Source organism: Mangrovibacterium marinum (assembly GCF_003046625.1).
Lineage (GTDB): Bacteria > Bacteroidota > Bacteroidia > Bacteroidales > Prolixibacteraceae > Mangrovibacterium > Mangrovibacterium marinum.
The window spans coordinates 82,579-104,189 of the sequence record NZ_QAAD01000009.1; the positions used below are offsets into that span (position 1 = coordinate 82,579).

The following is a 21,611-nucleotide window of genomic DNA, read 5'->3' on the forward strand; positions in this document are numbered from 1 at the left end:
GCCCACGGGCAAGCGTTTAGCCAACCTTGGACTGCAGCGTTTTAATCTGTTGTTCGAGCTTGGCTTTTCGTTTTAATGCCTTCGACAGGGCCAACGCTTCAACAAAAGCTTCCTTGTCGTATTTCTCCAGAATAATGTAGTAATAACGCTTCCCTAAAAACACCGCCTTCAGGTTGCGGTCGGCATGTTCGGCTATAAACGCGATTACGCCATTTTCTTTTCCGTCGGTGTACGACACCTTTTCCCATTTCATATTCATGAAATCACTTTGGTGATTAAGTGGCGAGCCAACCGGTATTTGCTCGGTCTTGGCCTGAAGATCGCCATCATAAACCCGGATGCCGGTATGGTCGAGTGCTTGCTTGCCGTAATAGTTGCTCGAAATGTAAATCTCGCCCCGTTCATCCAGGTAAATCTGAATGAATGATTTGTTCCATCGGCGCTGAAACTGCTGACGCTTATGGATAAATTGTGTGTAGCGGTCAAATTCGGTTTTTTCGGTCACAAAGTTTTTTTGCAGTGCAGTTAGTTGCGTTTTTACCGAGTCCAATTCGTCCTGTGCCTTGTAGAGCAGTTCTCCGTATACTTTCTTCTTAAACTGACCGGCTGAAACAACCTGCTGAATGGCTCCCTTATAGTAGTTCTGAACCGAATCGGCCAGCTGCAAAGCCAGGGTAGTGTCGCCTTGCTGATAGTAGCTTTCGGCCAGCTGCAATTTTTCGGAGGCTAGTTGTTTTTCCGATTTTCCGCATGAAATAAGTTGAGCGGCAATGAAAAAAAGAAGAAAAAAACGTACTGCTTTCATGGACAAATGGGTTAAAATCTTTTCTTTCGTGCTTTCTGAATGGTCAAAGAAAAAGAATAATTTTTAGGATGGAAACAAATTCGGTGGCATTTTTTAATGCAGAAACAGCTCCGAGCCTGCCGGTTAAACCGATTGTTGCAGCGTGGAAAGTGAAGAATCCCCAGAATGTGGGAAGTTTGATGCGTTTGGTTGATAACCTGGGGGGCGAGAAGCTGATTTTGCTGGATGATGAAATCCCCAAACGGGAGGCATCCATTCGCAAGACTGCCGGGCTGAGTTTTAAAAACGTAAGCCTGTACTATCAATCGTCGGCCGATTTTTTCGATCAGATACCCGACGGCTATGCTGTTTGTGCCATCGAAACGGCCGAAGGGGCAAGCAATTTGTTTACCACCAAGCTGCCCGACAAAATTGTCTTTTTACTCGGAAGTGAAACACACGGATTAAATGATCAGCTGCTGGAACGTTGCTCGCACGCAATTTACATCCCCATGACCGGAAAGTGTAAATCGATGAATATATCCCATGCTCTGGCCGTTTGCTTGTTCGAATGGCAGCGCCAACAATTATTTTCGGCCGAATAGAGATAAGGATAGATTTTTTCTATATTTAAGCTCAACTTTATAAATAAACCATGATTACGCTAACCCAATTGGAATACATTGTTGCGGTCGACACTTTTCGTCATTTCGGGCGTGCTGCCGAGCATTGTTTTATTACCCAGCCAACCTTGAGTATGCAGATTAAGAAATTGGAGGAGGATCTGGAAGTTGTCATCTTCGACCGCAGCAAGCAGCCTCTGATTCCAACCGATGTGGGCAAGCGTATTATCGAACAGTCGCGCATCATCCTGCAAGAGACCGAAAAGGTGAATAATATCGTCAAGGATCACAAGAACCTCATCTCCGGAGAGCTCAAAATTGGCATTATACCTACTTTGGCGCCTTATTTATTGCCGCTGTTTATCGGAAACTACAAACGTAAGTATCCCAATATCACCTTGAAGGTTGAAGAACTGACAACCGAGAATATTGTCGATCGCTTAAACAAGGATCTGCTGGATGTAGGCATTCTGGTTACGCCCTTAAAGGAAGACCGCATCAGCGAAAGACCCATTTTTTACGAGGAGATGATGCTGTATGCGCATCACGATCATCCGTTGCACGATAAAGAGGAGGTCAGAGTGAAAGATATTTCCGGTCCTGACATCTGGTTGTTGAGCGACGGGCATTGCTTCCGTCACCAGGTGATCAACCTCTGTTCGTTTAAAGGAGCGGCCAACGATGAGCTTCCTTTCCATTTCGAGGCTGGTTCGCTGGAAACCTTGATGAATATCATCGATAAGGAAGGTGGGATCACGCTGATTCCGGAGCTGGCATCGGTCGGAATGAGTACCGAGCGTTCGCTTCATGTACGGGCATTCGACGATATGACTCCCTTGCGCGAGGTGAGTTTGGTGTATTCGCGGCATTTTGCCAAGAATAAACTCATCGACTTGTTGTGGAAGGAGATTGTTAACGCGATGCCACAGAGCTTGTTGAATAAAGATCGGGGAACGATCGTCGATTGGAAGTAATTTTTTTTCAGATTTTTGTTTGCAGATTCAAAAATCTTCCATTTCTTTGCATCGCTGAAATAAAAACGGCGGTGCTAAATGAAGCGACGCAAAATTTCAGAAAAATTTCTTGAAAAAATTTGGAGGCTGAAAAAAAGAAACTATTTTTGCAGTCCCAAAATCAAGGGAGCTAAATAATGATGGCCCGTTCGTCTAGCGGTTAGGACGCCAGGTTTTCATCCTGGTAGCAGGGGTTCGATTCCCCTACGGGCTACTTTACAAAGAAAAAAATTGAGGAAATTATAAAATGGCAAATCATCAATCTTCAAAAAAGAGAATCAGACAAGACGAGAAAAAACGTCTTGAGAACAAATACTACGCAAAAACAATGCGTAATGCACTGAGAAAGTTGCGCGCTGCAACTGAAAAAGAAGCTGCTGTTGCCGAGTTGCCGAAAGTAACTTCAATGATTGACAGATTAGCTAAGAAAAACATTATTCACAAGAATAAAGCTGCAAACTTAAAGGCAAGTATTGCTTCGCATGTGAACAAATTATAAGAAATTACTTATAGATGGGAAGCCTCTTCAGCAATGAAGAGGCTTTTTTTGCGTTCATAAAGTTGGTTTGACCGGATTTTTTTAACTTAGTTCAAAACCAACAAACCATGTATAAGAAGTTAAGCATCAAAGAATGGGCAGTTGAAGATCGTCCACGGGAAAAATTAATTACTAAAGGTACCCGCTCGCTGTCGGATGCAGAGCTAATGGCAATTTTAATCGGCTCCGGAAATGTTGGCGAATCTGCCGTTGAGCTGTCCCGGAGAATTTTGAACTCGGCGAATAACGATCTGAATGAACTGGGGAAAAAGCAGGTCTCCGACTTTATAAAATTCAAAGGTATTGGAGAAGCCAAAGCCGTGAATATTGTCGCAGCGCTGGAGCTGGGCCGTCGCCGAAAGGATCAGATGCCACTTGAAAAGCTTACCATCACGGCGAGCGCCGATGCCGCCAATTACTTTCGCCCGCTGTTGGAGGACCTTGCTGTTGAAGAATTCTGGATCTTATTGCTGAACCGCTCCAATACCGTCATCGATAAATTTATGGTGAGCCAGGGCGGACTAACCGGTACCGTCATCGATGTGAAGATCATTCTGAAGACGGCACTCGAAAAACTAGCCTCCGCGATGATCTTATGTCATAACCACCCTTCCGGAAATACCCGCCCCAGCGAGGCCGACCGGAATATTACCCGTAAAATAAAAAGTGCAGCCGAGTTGATGGAAATTGCGGTGCTCGATCATCTGATCATCGCCCACCATCAGTATTTTAGCTTTGCTGACGAAGGATTAATGTAGCCCGATCATGATTGCTGTTTACGCCAATAAAATAACAAATCGCTTGCGGTATATTTTTGAACTCTATTTTGAGGAGTTGCTGAAGTTGCCGGTGAGCTTCACCGACGACCAGCGTGTTTTTGAGCGCGAAGCGGGTGTTCGGATTAATTATTCCAACAAAGAGATGTCGGGGAAGATGTTGACCATGCGCCCCCATAGCTTGCTGTTTCAACATGGGCTGGAGTACCAGGATCTGTCGGCTGTTGAATGGCAGGGGCAGCGATGTCTGTTTAGAAGCTCCGGCGATTCTTTTTTGCCATTCGATCCGTTTGCTGCCGGCTTCTTTTTGGTGAGCCGGTACGAGGAATACCTGGAACGTCAGTTTGGCAAACATGGTCGCTATCCGGCCCGGCACAGCGTCTTGAGCCGGAACAACATGTTGGTTCAGCCGGTGGTGAATCAATGGTCGCGCCTGATTGCTGATCAGTTGAAAAAGCATCGGCCAGGGCTGTTGATTCCGGAAGTGCGGTTCAATTTTCTCACAACAATCGACATTGACAATGCCTGGGCTTACAAGCATAAAAGTCTGGGGCGGCTGATTGCTGCCAGTGTGAAGAGTGTGTTGCGGGGTAAATTGGACGAGTTTAGCGAGCGCTTGCGGATTTGGTCGGGAGACGATCCCGACCCCTACGATACGTACGGCTATATCCGGCAGGTTTATCGGGGGCAGGAAGAGCTTCTGCGTTTTTTCTTTTTGGTTGGTAGGGCTGGCCGTTACGATCGGAATGTGTCGCCCGCAAAGCCCGGTTTTAGAGCCTTGGTGCGCGATTTATCCCGCGATTTTGAGACCGGCCTGCACCCCTCTTATCGTTCAAACTGTAAGAAACGGGAGCTTTCTCGTGAGCGTGAGGTGTTGGAGGAAATTATCGGCAAGCCCGTGGTGGCTAGTCGTCAGCACTATCTGAAGCTTTTGTTCCCGGGCACCTACCGGCGATTGATCAAAGCCGGAATTCATGAGGATTATACCTTGGGCTACCCCGAGACCATCGGTTTTAGAGCCGGAATTGCCAGTCCTTTCTGGTTTTTCGACCTGAAAGAAGATCAGAAAACAAATTTGCGGGTTTATCCTTTTCAATGTATGGATATCACCTTGCGTGATTATATGCAGAAATCGCCCGCGGAGGCCATCGAATTACTGAAAAAAATGATGGATGAAATCAAAAAAAGCGGCGGAACTTTTATAAGTTTATGGCATAATGAAAGTTTAAGCGATGCCGGAAACTGGAAGGGCTGGCGAGTTGTTTTTGAAGAACTTACTGCCTACGCAATGGCTTTGAAAAATGACGGATATTCAAGTTAATTATTTAAAATATGATGAGATAGATACCGACAAGTGGGATACTTGCGTAGCCAAGGCGCCAAACTCACTGGTGTATGTGCAGTCGTGGTATCTCGATAAGCTTTGTCCGGTATGGGATGCTTTGGTGGTTGGCGATTATCAGTATGTGATGCCGCTGACGTATCGCAAAAAATACGGGATCCGCTATTTGTTTCAGCCCTTGTACTGCCAGCAGTTGGGCATCTTTCCTACACCAGGCAAGCAGATAACAGCGGCTTTTTATCAGGCCGCGCTGCAGCATTTTTCATTCGGACAAATTCACCTCAATGCGATGAACCGGCCCATCAACGAGATGGCGGTTGAAGTGCGCTACAACCTTCTGTTGAATCTGAAAGAGCCCTACCGCGAGCTGGCCGCTCATTTTTCGCAGCATACGGTGCGCAAGTTGAAAAAAGCCTCGCACAACCGGCTCAGTTTCATTAATGGGCTGGCGGTAAAGGATTATCTGGCGTTTAAGACGGAGCACTCAAAATATAGCCTGAAAAAGCAGGAAGTGGAAGGCTTGAAGCAGCTGCTAACCTTTTCGCTGTCGCGCAACAGGGGCGAGCTGTACGGAGTGTACGACCGAACCAACGAACTGTGTGCTGCTGCTTTCTTTGTGCGCCATCAAAAACGGGTTACCTTTATCAATGCGGCCAGCAGCCCGCTGGGGCGCGAACTGGGAGCCATGTTTTTTTTGCTCGATCATTTTATACATCTGCATGCCGGCAAAGATTATGTGCTCGACTTTGAAGGATCGATGATTGACGGTGTGGCCCGCATGTATAAGGGCTTTGGCGCTAGCCCCGAAACCTACTATTACCTGGCCTGGAATAATTTGCCCTTTTGGGCGAAATGGTTAAAACGATGAATGAATTTTCAGAACAACTTATAGCTGAATTGGCGGCCATTACGCCATTTCGCCTGCTCAAATCGGGAAGGACGCTGCCGGTTTTGTTGCCTTTTTATCATCTGGTGTCCGATCGGGATTTGCCTTATCGCAATAACTACGACTACCCGTCGGTGGCGCAGTTTGAGGCAGACCTGGATTTTTTGTTGCAGCATTTCAGACCCATTGGTTTGGAGCAGTTGCTCAAAGGCGACGATTTGTCGGGCTGCTTCCACCTGAGTTTCGACGATGGTTTGCGAGAGTGTTACGAGCTGATTGCTCCGCTGCTAAAAAGCAAGGGAATACCCGCGACCTTTTTCATCAACCCATCGTTTGTCGACAATAAGGATCTTTTTCATCGCTATAAGGCCTCGGTGATCACATCGATCTTTCAGTCGCGGAATATTCAGCTTAGCTTGCAGCGAACCTATGCCGACTTGGCCTCGCTCGATGAGATGGCTGAAGAGGTTGGGATTAACTGGGACGAGTGGTTGGCCGACAATCAGCCGTACATGACCATGGAGCAGGTGAAAAGCTTGCAGAACGATGGCTTTACCATTGGTTCGCATTCGATGGATCATCCCGAGTTTGAGCTGTTGGATGAGGAAAGCCAGTTGGAAGAGATTCGCGAAAGTATGGACTGGCTGAACCGCAAGCTGCAACCCACGATCAAAGCCTTTGCTTTTCCGTTTACCGATTTTGGGGTGAGCGATGCGGTTTTTGAAGCCTGCCAGCGCGAGCGATTGTTCGATCTGAGCTTCGGCACTGCCGGGATCAAAAAAGAGCGTTTCAATTGTCACTATCAGCGGCTGCCCATGGAGCAAAATACGGCGCTGAGCACCCAGAGGCGGCTCAAACAGGCTTTTGTGGCCTACCGCCTGAAGGCCTTGCTGGGGAAACATTATGCCCGGAGATCTTAATTATTTGACGCATACAAAGAAGAGTTCCCGTTCGCCATTGCCCAGCCGGTATTGATCCTGGAAGGCGGCAGGGAGGCTTTGCGCGTAGTCAACACATTCAACGGTCCAGTTGGCCTGGCCAAGGCGGTCGATAAAGTCTTTTCCATGCGCCCGGCACAAATCCGGTTCTCCGTAAAAATGAAGCTTCTCGGCGGCGGTCTCAAGTTCGGGCATCTCAAGGGTTTTCTCCCGGCCGGCTTGCAACAGGCTTAGGATTAAGGCTTGTCCTCCGGGCTTTAGCACCCGATGCAGCTCACTGATCGCACGCCTTTCGTTGGCTACATGCCCCAGAACATGGGAACATATAATCAGGTCGAAATAGTTTGGCGGGAAGGGAATCCGGGTGATATCAATCGGATGGCTGGCGTAAGCGGGGTTGATATCGGCATCGACGTATTCAAACGATTGGTTTTTGAATAATTGATCCAGACATTTCTCCGGCGCAAAATGCAAAATGCGTTGAGGCATGGCTTGTGAAAACACTTCCCGCTCCAGGTAAAACTTCATTCGTCGGCTGCGTTCCAGCGAGCCACAGTAAGGGCATTCGGCATTGGCTCTCGGTTGGTTTCCCTTGGCTAAAAATTTCCGGAACGTTCGGTTGCAACAGTTGCAGCGAACCGTTGTGCCCCGGTAGGCAAGGGCGTAAATCCGTTTGATGCCCCGGCGAATCGCGATTCGACGACGTTCCGAAACCAGTTTTTTATAAATCGCTTTGACCATAGTTGCGGGTTTGCAGGGGTAAAGATAGAATTATATCTGCCGCAAAACAGTCAGCAACAACTCGCTGAGGTGAATTTTATAGCCAGCTGATTCTCGGCTAACGGGAAAAAATGCGTATTTTCGCCCAAAATTTTTTTGGGACATGAAAATTTACAACCTCAGCGAATCAACGTCAATCTTCAATCAATACATTTCTGAGATTCGCGACGAAAGCATCCAGCGCGACCCGCTTCGTTTCCGCCGAAACCTGGAACGGTTGGGCGAATTGTTTGCTTATGAAATCAGCAAAACACTCGAATATAAAGTGGCCGATGTGAAAACCCCTCTGGGAATTGCACAGGTGCCTGTTTTGAAGCAACAACCGGTGCTGGCAACCATTCTGCGTGCCGGCTTACCCTTGCAGCAAGGCTTGCTGAATATTTTCGACAAAGCCGAGAATGCCTTTATTTCGGCCTACCGGAAGTACGACGACGAAGGCGAGTTTCATATCGAGTTTGAATACCTGGCAACGCCCGATATCAGCGATAAGGTGCTCATGCTTACCGACCCCATGCTGGCCTCGGGTGCCTCCATGGAGATTTCGTACAAAGCCATGATGCAAAAAGGCGAACCCGAACACGTGCATTTGGTGGCCATTATTGCCAGCCGCAAAGGGGTCGACTACGTGAAACAACACATTAAAGCCAAGAATGTAACCCTCTGGGTGGGCGCCATCGACGAGGAAATGACCATGAAATCGTACATCGTTCCCGGATTGGGCGATGCCGGCGATTTGGCCTTCGGTCCCAAGATTGATTCACACTAGAAATTCTTGATATAAGAGCTATTGAAGCCGGCATGTTCCGGCTTTTTTTATGAACGTCACTTTTTCCGGCGCTTTAGAGCCTATTCCTTTGCTTCAACTTTTGATCAACGCGGATCTTTTGTCCTACCGGACGGTTTTTCATTTTTGTAGTCCTGCCCGGCCGGTCTGACGGGGACACAAAAACGAAACAAAAAGGTCATGGCTGATTTTTATCTTCAACTGCCATCTGCCGAAAAGCTAAGTTCAACCGGGTGATCTCCGTCTCACGACGGAGCTTCCCGGGTTCACTAAGCTTTCCGTTTGATTCCGGTCTTGTTAAAAATAGGCCAACCGGTTCCCAACTTTTTGGCATTGATCGAACGTCATTCTTATACGCTGATGGTGCTTTTTGTAATCTACCTGTAGCTTCTGGATTTCCCCGCTCTGCTCGCAGAGAGGGGACAGAATTGAATCGATCCGCCAGGATTGGTTCATTTCAGGGGAGAGTTACAGAGGGCTACTGGTATGTGTTTTGAAAGTTCCTTCCACGGCGTTTCGGAGCCTGCTGTTTTTTTCGCCTACTCTTGCGCAATTCGGAGCTTTTGTCCTACCGGACAGGTTTTCATCTTTCAGCAATGGCTTTAGCCATTCAATTTGGGTAGTACAAACGATAACACGAAGATTGTCCCGTCCCGTCCGGGACGGAATTTTACCAGCGGAAATGCCAAAGCTACCCAAATGTCATCCCTCCGGGATTTTTCGGAGCTTTCCGTTTGATTCCGGCCTCTCTTAAGAAACATCACTCTGTTTTTTTTCTGTATAGCATTTTCGAATGTGAACACTCGATAAAAATAGGCCAACCGGTTTCCGACTCTTCCTCCTTGTTCAAAAGGACTCCTTACTGGTTAACGCTTTTTAAAATGACAATCCCGACAACTGTTGAAAACAACGATAACAGCATCGTCGAAAAATAGTAAACTTTCATTCCTGTTGGTGATTCCCCGGAATTAGGAAGGTTTTTTATGACTTTGATGCACTTACCGCAAACACCATCGGTATTTTATTTCCCAGATGCTCGATCCTGTATTTGTTTTCGCCACAGGCAACGGTTTTATTAAAGCAATTGTAGGGAGAATAGTCAAATTCATCAAAAGCAGTGATCGTTAAGCCTTCTTTGATCAGGCTGTTGAGTAGCTCGCTGGTCGGATGGTTCCAGCATACCGATTGCAGTTCAATCGGTGCTTGGCGGTCGGTATAGGTGCCGGTTTCAGTTTCAACGATGGTTTCACGGTTGAAATAATCGTATTGGATATGCGTGAAATCCGGATCAAAAGCCCAAACGAAAGGGTGAAACTCCACCAACAATAGTTGCCCTCGGGGTTTTAGGAAATGGGAGACGACTGCTGCCCAGCGATTCAAATCGGGCAACCAGCCAATTACGCCATAGCTGGTAAATACCAGGTCGAACGAGTCATACAGCTGATTGGGTAAATCGTATAAATCGCAACAGATAAACCGAACATCCTGTCCACAATCCTTGGCCAGTTGTTCGGCACGCTTGATCGCTTCGTCCGACAAATCGACCGCCGTAACCTTGGCACCCATCCGCGAAAGCGAAATGCTGTCCTGCCCGAAATGGCATTGCAGATGCAGTACTTTTTTCCCCTTAATGTTACCGAGCCGCTCCAGTTCGATGTTTTGTAATGAGCTGCCTCCTTCAATAAAATCTTTTACCCCGTAAAAATCCGAGTCAAAATGAATCAAGGTGCGGGCGTTCCACAGCTTACGGTTGATGTCAATGTAATTTCGATCCATATTCGTTGTTTTGAAAGGTGCATCAAGGTATTAACTTTGCGCAATAAGGGCAAATACGACAATGACAGAATTGAATAACGAACAAAAGCAAGCTTTCGCCAAAGCAGCAGCGCTGTGCAGCCGGGCCGAGAAAAGCCCCGGTGCTATTCAGAAGAAGCTCGGGCAGTGGGGGCTTGCGCCGGAGGAGGCCGAGGCGGTGATGCAACTGCTTTTTCAGCAAAAATTTTTGGACGAGGAACGTTTTGCAAGCAGCTATGTGCGCGATAAATTTCGCTTTAACCAGTGGGGGAGGGTGAAAATCGCCTTTCACCTGAAAGCCGAGGGCATTTCGGGCCCGATTATTTCGGGGGCTATGGACGAAATTAACGAGGACGACTACCGCGACAGCCTGAAACGCCTGCTGGCCGACAAAATTCGTAAAACCAAAGCCGCCAATCACTACGATTTGAAGGCGAAGGTGGTCCGTTTTGCGCAAAGCCGCGGTTTCGAGCCCGATCTCATCTTTTCAATCTTCGACCAACTCAGCACCACCGACTAAGCGTTTGTGCTTCGATTGGCACGCGCGCCCTCATGCCCGCAGCCTAAAACCGATCGGTTGCTGAAACGTGCTCACGGCGTGGGCATCGAATTCAGCGTTCTTTTTTTGGTGCTCACGGCGTGGGCATCCAATTCAGCGTTCTTTTTTTGGTGCTCACGGCATGGGCATCGAATTCAGCGTTCTTTTTTTCGTGCTCATGGCGTGGGCATCAAATTCGGAGTTCTTTTTTTGGTGCTCATGGCGTGGGCATCCAATTCAGACTTCTTTTTTGCGTGCTCACGGCGTGGGCATCAAATTCGGAGTTCTTTTTTTCGTGCTCATGGCGTGAGCATCCAATTGTTGTGCAACATTTTCGTGCTCACGACCTGTTCACGCAGAAATTCAGCCTGCTGTAAGCAACCAATGTCCGAAACAGGCAGTTCGCCGGTCAATATTCTCGGACCGGAGTTTTTAAAGCCTGATTGAAAAGCGTATTTTTAGCCGGCGGAAAAAAGCGGGGCGACCGATTTCCGCCAACGATTTAAACCATTTGAGAATGATTCCATTTACGCATTTACACGTTCACTCGCAATACTCCATCCTCGATGGTGCCGCCAGTATTAAAGGGCTGGTGGGCAAAGCCAAGAACGACGGCATGACCGCCCTGGCTCTGACCGACCACGGGATGATGTTCGGGATTAAAGAGTTTTGGGATACCTGTAAAAAGGAAGGCCTGAAGCCGATCCTGGGCTGCGAAACCTATGTGGCGTCGCGCAAAATATCGGATAAAAGCGATAAAGTTGACCGATCGGGCGACCACCTCATCCTGTTGGCCAAAAACCGCACGGGCTACGTGAACCTGATCAAGCTGATCTCGGTGGCGGCCACCGATGGCTTCTACTACAAACCGCGTATCGATAAGGAATTGCTCGAGCAGCACAAGGAAGGCCTGATTGTGTCGTCGTCCTGTTTGGGGGGCGAGGTGCCGCAGCATATTATGAACTCCACCTTCGAGGAGGCCGAGGAAACCGTGAAATGGTACAAATCGGTGTTTGGCGCCGATTACTACCTGGAGCTGCAACGCCACAACTCGGAACTGCCCGAGATGAACGAGCAGGTGTACAAGTACCAGGTGATGGTGAACGAGCGCGTGCTGGAGCTCTCGAAAAAATACGACGTTAAGGTAATTTGTACCAACGACGTTCACTTTATTAATAAGGAAGATGCCGATGCGCACGACCTGCTGATCTGCCTGAATACCGGTAAAGACTACGACGATCCGAACCGGATGCGCTATACCAAACAAGAATGGTTTAAAACGCAGGCCGAGATGAACGAGCTGTTTGCCGATGTGCCCGAAGCGCTGCAAAATACCCAGGAAATTGTCGATAAGGTTGAAGTGTACGAGCTGAACTCGTCGCCCATCATGCCGCCATTCCCCATTCCCGAGGAGTTCGGCACCATGGAACACTACCTGGAAACCTTTAACGAAGCGGCCATTCTCGAGGAATTTGGCGAGAAGAGCGTGGAACGAAACGGCGGATACGAGAAAACCCTCCGCGTGAAGCTCGAGTCCGATTACTTGCAGCATCTCACCTACGAAGGGGCTTATGTGCGCTACGGAAATCCGCTGCCCAAGGATGTGAAAGATCGTATCGACTTCGAGCTCGACACCATCAAAACCATGGGTTTCCCGGGGTACTTCCTCATTGTGCAGGACTTTATCGGTGCTGCACGCGACATGGGCGTGCTGGTTGGCCCCGGCCGTGGATCGGCTGCCGGTGCTGCGGTGTCGTACTGCGTGGGTATTACCAACATCGACCCCATTAAGTACGACCTGCTGTTCGAACGTTTCCTGAACCCCGACCGGATCTCCATGCCTGATGTCGATATCGACTTCGACGACGATGGCCGTCAGATGGTGCTCGACTGGGTAACCGATAAATATGGACAGGACAAGGTGGCGCACATCTGTACCTTCGGAACCATGGCCACCAAACTGGCTATTCGCGATGTGGCGCGGGTGCTCAAGCTGCCGCTGCCCGATGCCGACCGTCTGGCCAAGCTGGTGCCCGAAGCACCCAAAATGAGTTTTGCCAAGGCCTATAAGGAAAGCCCCGAGCTGGCTGCCGAGCGCGATTCGGACGATCCGCTGGTGCGCGACACCCTCAAATACGCGGGCACCCTCGAAGGATCGGTGCGCCAAACCGGTGTGCATGCCTGTGGGATCCTCATCAGCCGCGACCCGCTGACCGATCATATTCCCATTATGCCCACCAAGGAGGAGCACCTGTTCACCACCCAGTACGACGGCCGCTTTGTGGAGGCTATCGGCTTGCTGAAGATGGACTTCCTGGGACTGAAAACCCTGTCGATCATTAAAGAGTGTTTGGAGAATATCCGGCTTTCCAAAGGAATTGTCATCGACATCGACAAAATTCCGATGGACGATGCCAAGACCTTCGAGCTGTTCAGTCATGGCGACACCACGGCAATCTTTCAGTTTGAATCGCCGGGGATGAAAAAGCACCTGCGCAACCTGAAACCCAACCGTTTCGAGGACCTGGTTGCCATGAATGCCCTGTATCGTCCCGGTCCAATGGAATACATCCCCGACTACATCGAGCGGAAACATGGCCGCAAAAAGGTAGAGTACGACCACCCCATGATGGAAAAGTACCTGAGCGACACCTACGGAATTACCGTGTTCCAGGAACAGGTGATGCTCCTGTCGCGCCACTTGGGTGGATTCACCCGGGGCGACTCCGACTCGCTGCGTAAGGCCATGGGGAAAAAGATTATTGCCATGATGGATAAGCTGAAAGTGAAGTTCGTGGAAGGCTGTAAGGCCAACCCCGATTTTGTGGAAGGCTGCAAGCAGATTGGCAAGGAAAACGAAATTGAAAAGCTGATTAATAAGATTTGGAAGGACTGGGAAGCCTTTGCCAGCTATGCCTTCAACAAATCGCACTCGGTTTGTTATGCCTACATTGCCTATCAAACCGGTTACCTGAAGGCCCACTATCCGGCCGAATTTATGGCCGCCAACATGAGCCGTAACCTCAGCAATATTGTCGATATTACCAAGCTCATGGAAGAGTCGAAGCGGATGGGCATCAACGTATTTGGCCCCGATGTGAACGAATCGTTCCAGAAGTTTACTGTAAACAAAAACGGCGACGTTCGCTTTGGTATGGCCGCCATCAAGGGGGTTGGCGCCGGCGCCGTTGCCGAGATTGTGAAAGCGCGCGACAAAGGGCCTTTCAACAATATCTTCGATTTTGTGGAGCGCGTGAACCTGCAGTCGGTCAATAAAAAGAATATCGAAGGGTTGGCCAGTGCCGGTGCTTTCGATAGCTTCGGCATGAAACGAAGCCAGTTCTTTGCCAGCGCCGAGGAAAACGATGCCCCTTTCATCGAGAAGTTGATTAAGTACGGGCACCAGATCCAGTCGGAAAGCAATAATGCCATGCAGTCGCTCTTTGGCGAGGTGATGTCGGCGCAGGCCGTAAAAACCCCCGATATTCCCAAAGTGCCCGAGTTCGCCAACCTGGTGCTGCTCGAAAAGGAAAAGTCGCTGATCGGCATCTATCTGTCGGCCCACCCGCTGGACGACTATCGACTGGAGTTCGAAAATTTTGTAAGCCGCGAGTTTACCCTCAAGGATTTGAATAATAACATCGACGCGTTAAAAGGCCGCGAGATTACTTTTGCCGGCATGGTCACCGAAGCCTTCGAAACCGTGGGTAAAACCGGTAAACCCTACAGCAAGCTCACCCTGGCCGATTACCAGGATTCCTACACCATGTTCTTCTTCGGAAAGGACTATGTGGAGTTTGGGAAGTTCTGTAAGCCCAACATCTTTATTATGGTGAAAGGGGTGGTGCAGGAAAGTTTCCGCGGGGGGCTGGAATACCGCGTGCGCCACATCGAAATGCTCGAGGAAGTGCGCAAAAGCCAGGTGAAGGCCGTTACCGTTGAGGTGGCCGTGCAGTCGGTCACCGAGGAGTTTATCCGCGAGGTTGACCAGCGATGCCGCGAAAATAAAGGTGGTGCGCTGCTGAAGTTTAATTTGTGGGACACCGAAACAAAATCCGTGGTCAATCTGTTTTCAAGAAACACTCGAATCGAGTTGAATCAGGAATTTGAGACATTTTTACGAAGACACGAAAATATCTCCTTCAAAATTAATTAGTTTTGTGCTGCATTTTCTGAAAAACGGAGAACGGTGAGCACAAGTAGCAAGAACGAATTTTAAAATCAAAAAAAATATTGAATTATGGCAATCGAAGTAACTGACGCAAATTTCGAAGAATTAGTATTGAAATCAGAAATCCCTGTATTGGTCGATTTCTGGGCCGAATGGTGTGGTCCTTGCCGCATGGTGGCTCCCGTCGTTGAAGAATTATCGAACGACTACGAAGGAAAAGTATTGGTAACCAAAGTTGATGTAGACAGCAACCCCAATACAGCTATGCAGTTTGGCATTCGCAACATCCCCACCATCCTTTTCATTAAAGGTGGCGAAGTGGTTGACAAGCATGTAGGTGCTGCGCCAAAATCGAGCCTGGCCGCTAAAATCGATGCTATTCTGTAAGACTAACGATAAAAGCAATCGGGAAAAGGCGTGAAGAAATTCATGCCTTTTTTAGTTGTCCCGGGCTTGTGTATCGGCCTCAGTATCCTAAATTTGTAGGTATGAACAACCTGTTTGACATTCAGCAATTTCAGCAGTTCGATAATTTGGAACTGATTGCCCGCGAGGTGGTCGAAGGGTTTATAACGGGCCTTCACCGCAGCCCCTTCCACGGCTTTTCGGTCGAGTTTGCCGAGCACCGCCAGTATAACCAGGGCGAATCGACCAAGCATATCGACTGGAAGCTTTTCGCGCGGTCGGACCGTTTGTATGTCAAACAATACGAAGAAGAAACCAACCTGCGTTGTCAGCTGGTCATCGACACCTCTTCGTCGATGCTGTTTCCCTTTAACAGTGGCAAAGAAAAGCGGATGAATAAGCTGGCCTTCTCGGTTTACTGCTCGGCAGCCTTGATTTATCTAATGCGCAAACAGCGCGATGCGGTAGGCTTGTCGCTCTTTTCCGATTTCATTGAGTTTCACTCCGAAAACCGCTTATCATCCGTGCATGCCGAATTGCTTTACGGCAAGCTGGCAGGCTTACTTTCGGCCGGAAAGGACGACTTAAACAAAACAACCAATACGGTGTCGGCCCTGCATCAGATTGCCGAGCAGGTGCATAAACGTTCGTTTGTGGTTATCTTCAGCGATATGCTCGACGAGCATGCCGACGATGAGCTGTTCTCAGCTTTGCAGCATCTGCGCTATAATAAGCACGAAGTGATTTTGTTTCATGTCACCGATCACAAGCAGGAGCGGGAACTCGACTTTGTCAATCGTCCCTATCGCTTTGTCGACCTGGAAACCGGCCAGCATCTGCGTTTCTCGCCCGGCGAGTTGAAAAAACGCTATCGCGAAGCAGTAAAAGCTTATTTCGAAGAGCTCAAAATAAAGTGCGGCCAGTACCAGATTGACTTGGTTGAAGCCGATATTCACCAAAATTTTTCCGAGGTGCTGATGCAGTTTCTGCTCAAACGAAAACGCCTGTTTTAATCTTTCTTGTTCGGGATCAAGGTGCAGCTCACCGGGTAATGATCCGAAAAATCAACATGATCAATCTGAAAGTTATAGGCCTCAAAGTCGGGGCTGTGCAGAATATAGTCGATCCGGAACGAGGGAAGGCGCCCGAGGTAGGTGTTTCCGATTCCGGCTCCCGACTCAACAAAGGCATCTTTCAGTTCGCCGCGCACGGTATGGTAGGTGTACGACACCGGCGTATCGTTAAAGTCGCCGCACACTAAAACGGGGTAGGGCGAGGCATCAATCTGGCGCCGCAATTCTTCGGCTTGCTCGGCTCGTTTAATGAACGCCTTTTTCAACTTCGAACCAAACAACCGGAATTCTTTCATATTGTTATCCTGCTTGTTAATTGAAATGGAATCCAGTGAGCTGATGTCTTCCTGCGTAAAGCGGTAACTCTCCAGATGGCAGTTAAAAACGCGCAGCGTATCGCTCGGTGTCACCACATCGGTGATGATGATCATGTTGCCGGTATGCTCAAAATGCACTTCGTCCTTGTGGATGATTGGGAATTTAGTCAGGGTTACCGGCCCGTGAACGCGCCCCGCATCGGCTTTGGTTGGTAAGCCTTTCAGATCGAACTGCTTGTTAAAGCCGGCATAGCCCTTCTTATTTAAAAAGCTCATCTCCTGAAAACAAAGAATGTCGGGCTTTTTCGTTTTCAGATGATCCAGAATGGTTTGGGCATTCTGTGTAGCATCTTTGTATTTGTATCCTTTTGCGGCAAACGCTTTTACGTTGTAGCTGCAAACCACAATGCCTTTGTCGGTGCTTTCCTTTGGGGCAAACTGAAAGTAGTTTTGAAGGTGAGTGTAGCCGAGGCCAACACAAACGATGGAGACCAAGGCCCATTTGGGAGCAGCGAAAAGCCAGTATAGAATGAAAAGAATATTGAGCAGCAAAATGTACGGATAGGCCAGCCCAACCAAGGCCGGAACCCAGAAAACAACCGGGCTAACCCATACCGACAGGTAAATGAAAAGCAGTGTTAAAGCTGCTATGATGTTGAAAAAAAGGAGTATGTTTCTGAAAAATCGTTTCAATACAGAACGGTTTAATTGTGTTTCGTTGCTAAAGATAGAAAACCCAAAGCATCCGCCAATCATGGCCGGCTTTAAGCTGTCAAAATTCTTGTAATTTAATTCCCTGTCGACATTTTGGACTCAATCAGGCGTCCTTTCACCATGCGGTCTTTGCCGTTTAAATCCTTCCGCAGAATAATGTCGGTAAAGCCAAATTGGTGCAGGAGCTCGCAGCATTCCTTTCCAAACGCTTCGTTAATCTCCCAATAAATCAAACCGCCAGGAACCAGGTTCGTTTGGGCGAAGCGAGCCAATGCTTCGTAAAACAGCAATGGTTGTTCGTTCTCGACAAACAGCGCATGGTGGGGCTCAAAGTCGAGCACATTGGCGTGCATTAGTTCTTTTTCCGAAAGACGGATGTAAGGCGGGTTGCTGACTAAAATGTCGATCTGGTGATCTAAACTTGTTTGCGTCGAGCTCAGGATGTCCATTTCGAAAAAATACACCTCAGCCTGGTTTTGCTCGGCATTTTTGTGTGCTATCGCAAGCGCATGGGCAGAGATGTCGCAGGCGGAAACGATGGCCTCGGGAAGGTTTTTTTTGAGGGCAACAGGAATGCAGCCGCTGCCGGTGCCGGCATCCATGATGCGTGTCCCTGCATGGGGCCGATCCTTAATGATCCAGTCGACCAGTTCTTCGGTCTCGGGCCGCGGAATCAGCACATGCTCCGAAACCTGAAATGTCAGATCATAGAAATCGGCTTCTCCGAAAATGTATTGGATTGGCTCGTGTCTTTTAAGACGTGCTACAATGTCGATAATCTTCTCTCGGTCGTCGTTGCTGAGCTGATCGTCTTTTTTTAAGATCAGATCGCTTAGCGAATAGCTTTTGAGCCAGGAAAAGATCAGGCGGATAAAACTTTCGACTTCTTCGGGGGGGTAGTTATCCCGTAATTCCTGACGAATATATTGTAGGCTTGCTTGCATTATTTGTATTTTTGGCAAATTTAAGTTTTTCTGCATTGTGACTCAAGCTGAAATCTATATGAATCGTTGCATCGAACTTGCCCGGCTGGGCAGGGGCGAGGTTGCTCCCAACCCCATGGTGGGGGCTGTTGTTGTTCATGAGGGGAAAATCATTGGCGAAGGTTACCATCGTCAGTGTGGTGGTCCGCATGCCGAAGTACATGCCATCAATGCGGTGAAAAACAAGGAACTGCTCAGGGAATCGACGATTTATGTCAGTCTGGAGCCCTGTGCTCACTACGGCAAAACACCCCCCTGTTCCGATTTAATTATTGCCAGCGGTATCCCGCATGTGGTGGTGGGCTCGGTTGATCCCTTTGCCAAAGTTGCCGGTAAGGGCATTGAAAAAATGTTGAAGGCAGGGATCAAGGTCGATGTTGGCGTGTTAAATGAAGCTTGCCTGGAGCTGAATAAGCGTTTTTTTACCTTTCATCAAAAAAAGCGTCCCTTCATCTATCTGAAGTGGGCCCAAACCCTGGATGGCTACCTGGATATCGACCGCTCTCATCCTGAGTTTGGCCAGCCTACCTGGATTAGCAATGAGCTGTCGCGGCGCATGGTGCACAAACAACGCACCGAGGTGGATGCCATTTTAATCGGAACCAACACGGCCTGGAAAGATAACCCATCCCTAACCGTTCGCGAGTGGAGTGGTCGCCAGCCCGTGCGCCTGGTGCTGGATCGCATGAATCGGCTGCCCGCTGCTATTCACCTGAAAGACCAAACCTGCCGCACTGTTGTATTTACCGGGAAGCCTGTCGAGTCGTCGGAGCTAACGGAGTATGTGGTGCTGGATTACGCCAGAAATATTGTCCCTCAAATTCTGAATTGGCTTTATGAACAGAATTTGCAGTCGCTGGTGGTGGAAGGCGGTCGTCAGCTACTGCAAGCATTTATCGACCAGGGAATGTGGGACGAGGCGCACCTATACATTGGCCACAGTTGGTTCGGAAGCGGTGTTGCCGCTCCAAAGCTCAACGCCCTGCCGGTAAAAAGCGAACTGCTGCACGATACACAGTTGCAGGTATTTGTGCAATCAAATCAACCTTAGTAGGTTTTTGGCCCGTCCGGAATGAGTTGAATATCCAACTCGTTTTCAACATACATAAAGTAGTAAAATAGCTTGTGATTCAGCTCAAACCCGTAGTCAATGCCGGGTTGGTAGTCAATATTCCCTTCAATTACCTGTGCATACCGATGTCCGATATGCTGATAGTTCCAGGCATCGACATAGCGCTGGTTCCAGCCTTCGTAGTAACTCTGGCTGTGGTATTTCGAGGGAGAATCGTGCAGAAGATACCAACTGTCGAAGCCGGGGTCTAAAACAACCAGTTCGTAGGTTACGGTATCTTCCATATTCTCGCCCTGACGTGCTTCAATCACCATTTCGCGTTTGTTGGAACAGGCAAAAATGATCAGGAATACGAATCCGATAATTGTTAAATGTTTCATGGTGTCTGCTTTTTTATCTTCTACGAAATATTAATTCGTTTGTTAATCAATAATAATTTATCGAATTTAGTACAGGAACCAAAAATACCGGATGAACAGTTTGCTTTCATATTTAAATGAGAACCTCACAACAGTGCTGAATGCCCTGTATTTACTGACGGTTATTTTTATTGCGATTTTAATTGTGTTGGAAAACCGAAGCCCGCTGAAGACGATCAGCTGGGTGTTGGTATTGGTGTTGTTGCCCTTTGCCGGCATCGTTTTCTATTTATTTTTCGGGCAGGAATACCGGAAAAAGAAAATGTTCTCGCGCAAGGGGCTGAAAGGTCTCGAGCGGCTGCGCAAGATGATTCAGGATCAGTTGGTTAGTATGCCGCAGGCCTTAGGTAGTTTTCCGCCGGAAGTGTTGGCCAAAAAACACCTGATGAGCTTAATGTTGTCCAATTCCAATGCCTTGTTGACGAGCGATAATGAGCTAACTGTTCTGAAGAACGGAGCGCAAACTTTTCCGGCTATATTTCAGGCCCTCGAAACAGCCCGGCATCATATTCATATCGAGTTTTACATTATTGAAAACGACATTTTAGGCAACCAGCTGCGCGATCTGTTAATTCGGAAAGCCAAAGAAGGCGTGGAGGTGCGCCTGATTTACGACGATGTGGGCAGCTGGGCATTGCCGCGCAAGTACATCGGCTCGCTGAAACAAGCCGGCGTGAAGATTGACTGTTTCATGAAAGTGCGTTTCCCGCATCTTACCTCCCGGGTGAACTATCGCAATCACCGAAAGATTGTGGTGGTCGATGGGCATACGGCCTTCGTTGGGGGGCTGAATGTGGCCGACCGATACCTGAACGGAACTCCCCAAATGGGCATTTGGCGCGATACGCATTTAATGGTTCGCGGAGGTGGTGCGAGCATGCTGCAAGTGATTTTTATGGCCGACTGGTATTTTGTGTCGAAGGAAATATTACAAGGCGAACAATATTTCAGGCCGGTGGTACAAGGCTCTGGTAAATTGGTGCAGATGGTGGCCAGTGGTCCCGACTCGGACTGGGAGAGCATTGGCCAGGCTTATTTCGCGGCGATTGCCTCGGCTCAGAAACGGGTCTATATTAACACGCCCTACCTGATTCCGACCCCCGAGATTATGAATGCGCTTAAAGTGGCGGCCATGGGAGGAATTGATGTGCGTATTTTAGTTCCTCGCCAGTCGGATGCGTTGACTCCCAAATGGAGCACCCGTTCGTTTATTGCCGAGCTGCTTGAAACCGGGGTACGGATCTATTTTTACGAAGCAGGATTTTTGCATAGCAAGTTGATTCTGGTCGACGGGGTTTTTGCTTCAGTCGGAACGGCCAACTTCGACTTCCGGAGTCTGGAAACCAATTTCGAGGTCAACGCGATGATTTACGACCCGGAAACTACCGCTGAGTTGGAAGCACAATTTATGGACGACCTAAAGCAGAGCCGCGAGGTTATTGCCGGGGAATGGGAACAACGTCCGCGCCTGGAAAAAGCCAAAGAATCGTTCGCCCGTTTGTTGAGCCCAATGCTTTAGGGCTGAGCTTTATGCAGACCATCATTTTCTTCGTTAAAAAAAAGAGGGAGCCCGGATAACAAGTCAAGATTTTGCGTACAATTGTAGGCCCGGTTTAAAGTGGCGATTTGTCGTGTAAAGGCTTGATAAATAAAACTGTAAT

At 48.5% G+C, this 21,611-nt stretch carries 20 protein-coding genes and 1 tRNA gene; 15 read left to right on the forward strand and 6 right to left on the reverse strand.

From position 1 onward, the window contains the following. Positions 1–16: 16 nt before the first annotated feature. Positions 17–805, reverse strand: a complete 789-nt coding sequence (locus tag C8N47_RS10315) for an outer membrane protein assembly factor BamD (RefSeq protein ID WP_107822477.1) — start codon at positions 803–805, stop codon at positions 17–19. Between the two features lie 68 nt (positions 806–873). On the opposite strand from C8N47_RS10315, the gene C8N47_RS10320 reads away from it, so the two are divergent. From C8N47_RS10320 to C8N47_RS10365, 8 genes are all read left to right on the forward strand, one after another. Next, complete coding sequence (locus tag C8N47_RS10320; protein WP_107822478.1) at positions 874–1,389, forward strand: TrmH family RNA methyltransferase; 516 nt, start codon at positions 874–876, stop codon at positions 1,387–1,389. A 50-nt stretch (positions 1,390–1,439) separates the two neighbouring features. Beyond that, complete coding sequence (locus tag C8N47_RS10325; protein ID WP_107822479.1) at positions 1,440–2,381, forward strand: hydrogen peroxide-inducible genes activator; 942 nt, start codon at positions 1,440–1,442, stop codon at positions 2,379–2,381. A 181-nt stretch (positions 2,382–2,562) separates the two neighbouring features. Next, a tRNA-Glu gene (locus C8N47_RS10330) sits at positions 2,563–2,634 on the forward strand. A 33-nt stretch (positions 2,635–2,667) separates the two neighbouring features. After that, complete coding sequence (gene rpsT, locus C8N47_RS10335) at positions 2,668–2,919, forward strand: 30S ribosomal protein S20 (protein ID WP_107822480.1); 252 nt, start codon at positions 2,668–2,670, stop codon at positions 2,917–2,919. A gap of 107 nt (positions 2,920–3,026) precedes the next feature. Beyond that, complete coding sequence (gene radC / locus C8N47_RS10340; RefSeq protein ID WP_107822481.1) at positions 3,027–3,716, forward strand: RadC family protein; 690 nt, start codon at positions 3,027–3,029, stop codon at positions 3,714–3,716. A gap of 7 nt (positions 3,717–3,723) precedes the next feature. Further along, positions 3,724–5,055, forward strand: coding sequence for a polysaccharide deacetylase family protein (locus tag C8N47_RS10345; protein WP_107822482.1), 1,332 nt, complete (start codon positions 3,724–3,726; stop codon positions 5,053–5,055). Continuing rightward, complete coding sequence (locus tag C8N47_RS18680) at positions 5,036–5,944, forward strand: hypothetical protein (protein WP_146161502.1); 909 nt, start codon at positions 5,036–5,038, stop codon at positions 5,942–5,944. Before C8N47_RS10345 ends, C8N47_RS18680 begins: the two co-directional genes overlap by 20 nt. Continuing rightward, complete coding sequence (locus C8N47_RS10365; protein WP_170111361.1) at positions 5,941–6,882, forward strand: polysaccharide deacetylase family protein; 942 nt, start codon at positions 5,941–5,943, stop codon at positions 6,880–6,882. The genes C8N47_RS18680 and C8N47_RS10365 overlap by 4 nt, the downstream gene beginning before the upstream one ends. Here C8N47_RS10365 and C8N47_RS10370 read toward each other — a convergent pair whose 3' ends face one another. Beyond that, a complete protein-coding gene (locus C8N47_RS10370) occupies positions 6,883–7,641 on the reverse strand; it encodes a class I SAM-dependent methyltransferase (protein WP_107822487.1) in 759 nt (252 codons plus the stop codon). It abuts the gene before it with no gap. A 142-nt stretch (positions 7,642–7,783) separates the two neighbouring features. On the opposite strand from C8N47_RS10370, the gene upp reads away from it, so the two are divergent. After that, complete coding sequence (upp, locus tag C8N47_RS10375; RefSeq protein ID WP_107822488.1) at positions 7,784–8,446, forward strand: uracil phosphoribosyltransferase; 663 nt, start codon at positions 7,784–7,786, stop codon at positions 8,444–8,446. Positions 8,447–9,445: 999 nt separating this feature from the next. Here upp and C8N47_RS10380 read toward each other — a convergent pair. After that, positions 9,446–10,240, reverse strand: coding sequence for a class I SAM-dependent methyltransferase (locus tag C8N47_RS10380; protein WP_107822489.1), 795 nt, complete (start codon positions 10,238–10,240; stop codon positions 9,446–9,448). A gap of 61 nt (positions 10,241–10,301) precedes the next feature. On the opposite strand from C8N47_RS10380, the gene C8N47_RS10385 reads away from it, so the two are divergent. The 4 genes from C8N47_RS10385 to C8N47_RS10400 all read left to right on the forward strand — a co-directional run bounded on the left by C8N47_RS10385 (position 10,302) and on the right by C8N47_RS10400 (position 16,385). Further along, positions 10,302–10,778: a regulatory protein RecX gene (locus C8N47_RS10385; protein WP_107822490.1), complete on the forward strand. Its 477-nt coding sequence runs from the start codon at positions 10,302–10,304 to the stop codon at positions 10,776–10,778. A 535-nt stretch (positions 10,779–11,313) separates the two neighbouring features. After that, positions 11,314–14,952: a DNA polymerase III subunit alpha gene (gene dnaE, locus C8N47_RS10390; RefSeq protein WP_107822491.1), complete on the forward strand. Its 3,639-nt coding sequence runs from the start codon at positions 11,314–11,316 to the stop codon at positions 14,950–14,952. 84 nt (positions 14,953–15,036) lie between these two features. Further along, complete coding sequence (gene trxA / locus C8N47_RS10395) at positions 15,037–15,354, forward strand: thioredoxin (RefSeq protein WP_107822492.1); 318 nt, start codon at positions 15,037–15,039, stop codon at positions 15,352–15,354. Positions 15,355–15,455: 101 nt separating this feature from the next. Continuing rightward, on the forward strand, positions 15,456–16,385 hold the full coding sequence (locus C8N47_RS10400) for a DUF58 domain-containing protein (protein ID WP_107822493.1): 930 nt from the start codon (positions 15,456–15,458) through the stop codon (positions 16,383–16,385). Here the strand turns inward: C8N47_RS10400 and C8N47_RS10405 are convergent. After that, complete coding sequence (locus C8N47_RS10405; protein WP_170111362.1) at positions 16,382–17,455, reverse strand: endonuclease/exonuclease/phosphatase family protein; 1,074 nt, start codon at positions 17,453–17,455, stop codon at positions 16,382–16,384. The two genes, C8N47_RS10400 and C8N47_RS10405, sit on opposite strands and share 4 nt — an antisense overlap. Positions 17,456–17,550: 95 nt before the next feature. Then, positions 17,551–18,420: a peptide chain release factor N(5)-glutamine methyltransferase gene (gene prmC / locus C8N47_RS10410; protein ID WP_170111363.1), complete on the reverse strand. Its 870-nt coding sequence runs from the start codon at positions 18,418–18,420 to the stop codon at positions 17,551–17,553. Between the two features lie 37 nt (positions 18,421–18,457). Here prmC and ribD point away from each other — a divergent pair, with 37 nt between their 5' ends. After that, entirely contained in the window at positions 18,458–19,510 is a 1,053-nt protein-coding gene (gene ribD, locus C8N47_RS10415) for a bifunctional diaminohydroxyphosphoribosylaminopyrimidine deaminase/5-amino-6-(5-phosphoribosylamino)uracil reductase RibD (RefSeq protein ID WP_281257122.1), read from the forward strand. Here ribD and C8N47_RS10420 read toward each other — a convergent pair. Further along, on the reverse strand, positions 19,507–19,911 hold the full coding sequence (locus C8N47_RS10420; RefSeq protein ID WP_107822496.1) for a DUF6146 family protein: 405 nt from the start codon (positions 19,909–19,911) through the stop codon (positions 19,507–19,509). The two genes, ribD and C8N47_RS10420, sit on opposite strands and share 4 nt — an antisense overlap. 91 nt (positions 19,912–20,002) lie before the next feature. Here C8N47_RS10420 and cls point away from each other — a divergent pair, with 91 nt between their 5' ends. Beyond that, on the forward strand, positions 20,003–21,469 hold the full coding sequence (gene cls / locus C8N47_RS10425; RefSeq protein WP_107822497.1) for a cardiolipin synthase: 1,467 nt from the start codon (positions 20,003–20,005) through the stop codon (positions 21,467–21,469). Positions 21,470–21,611: the final 142 nt, after the last annotated feature.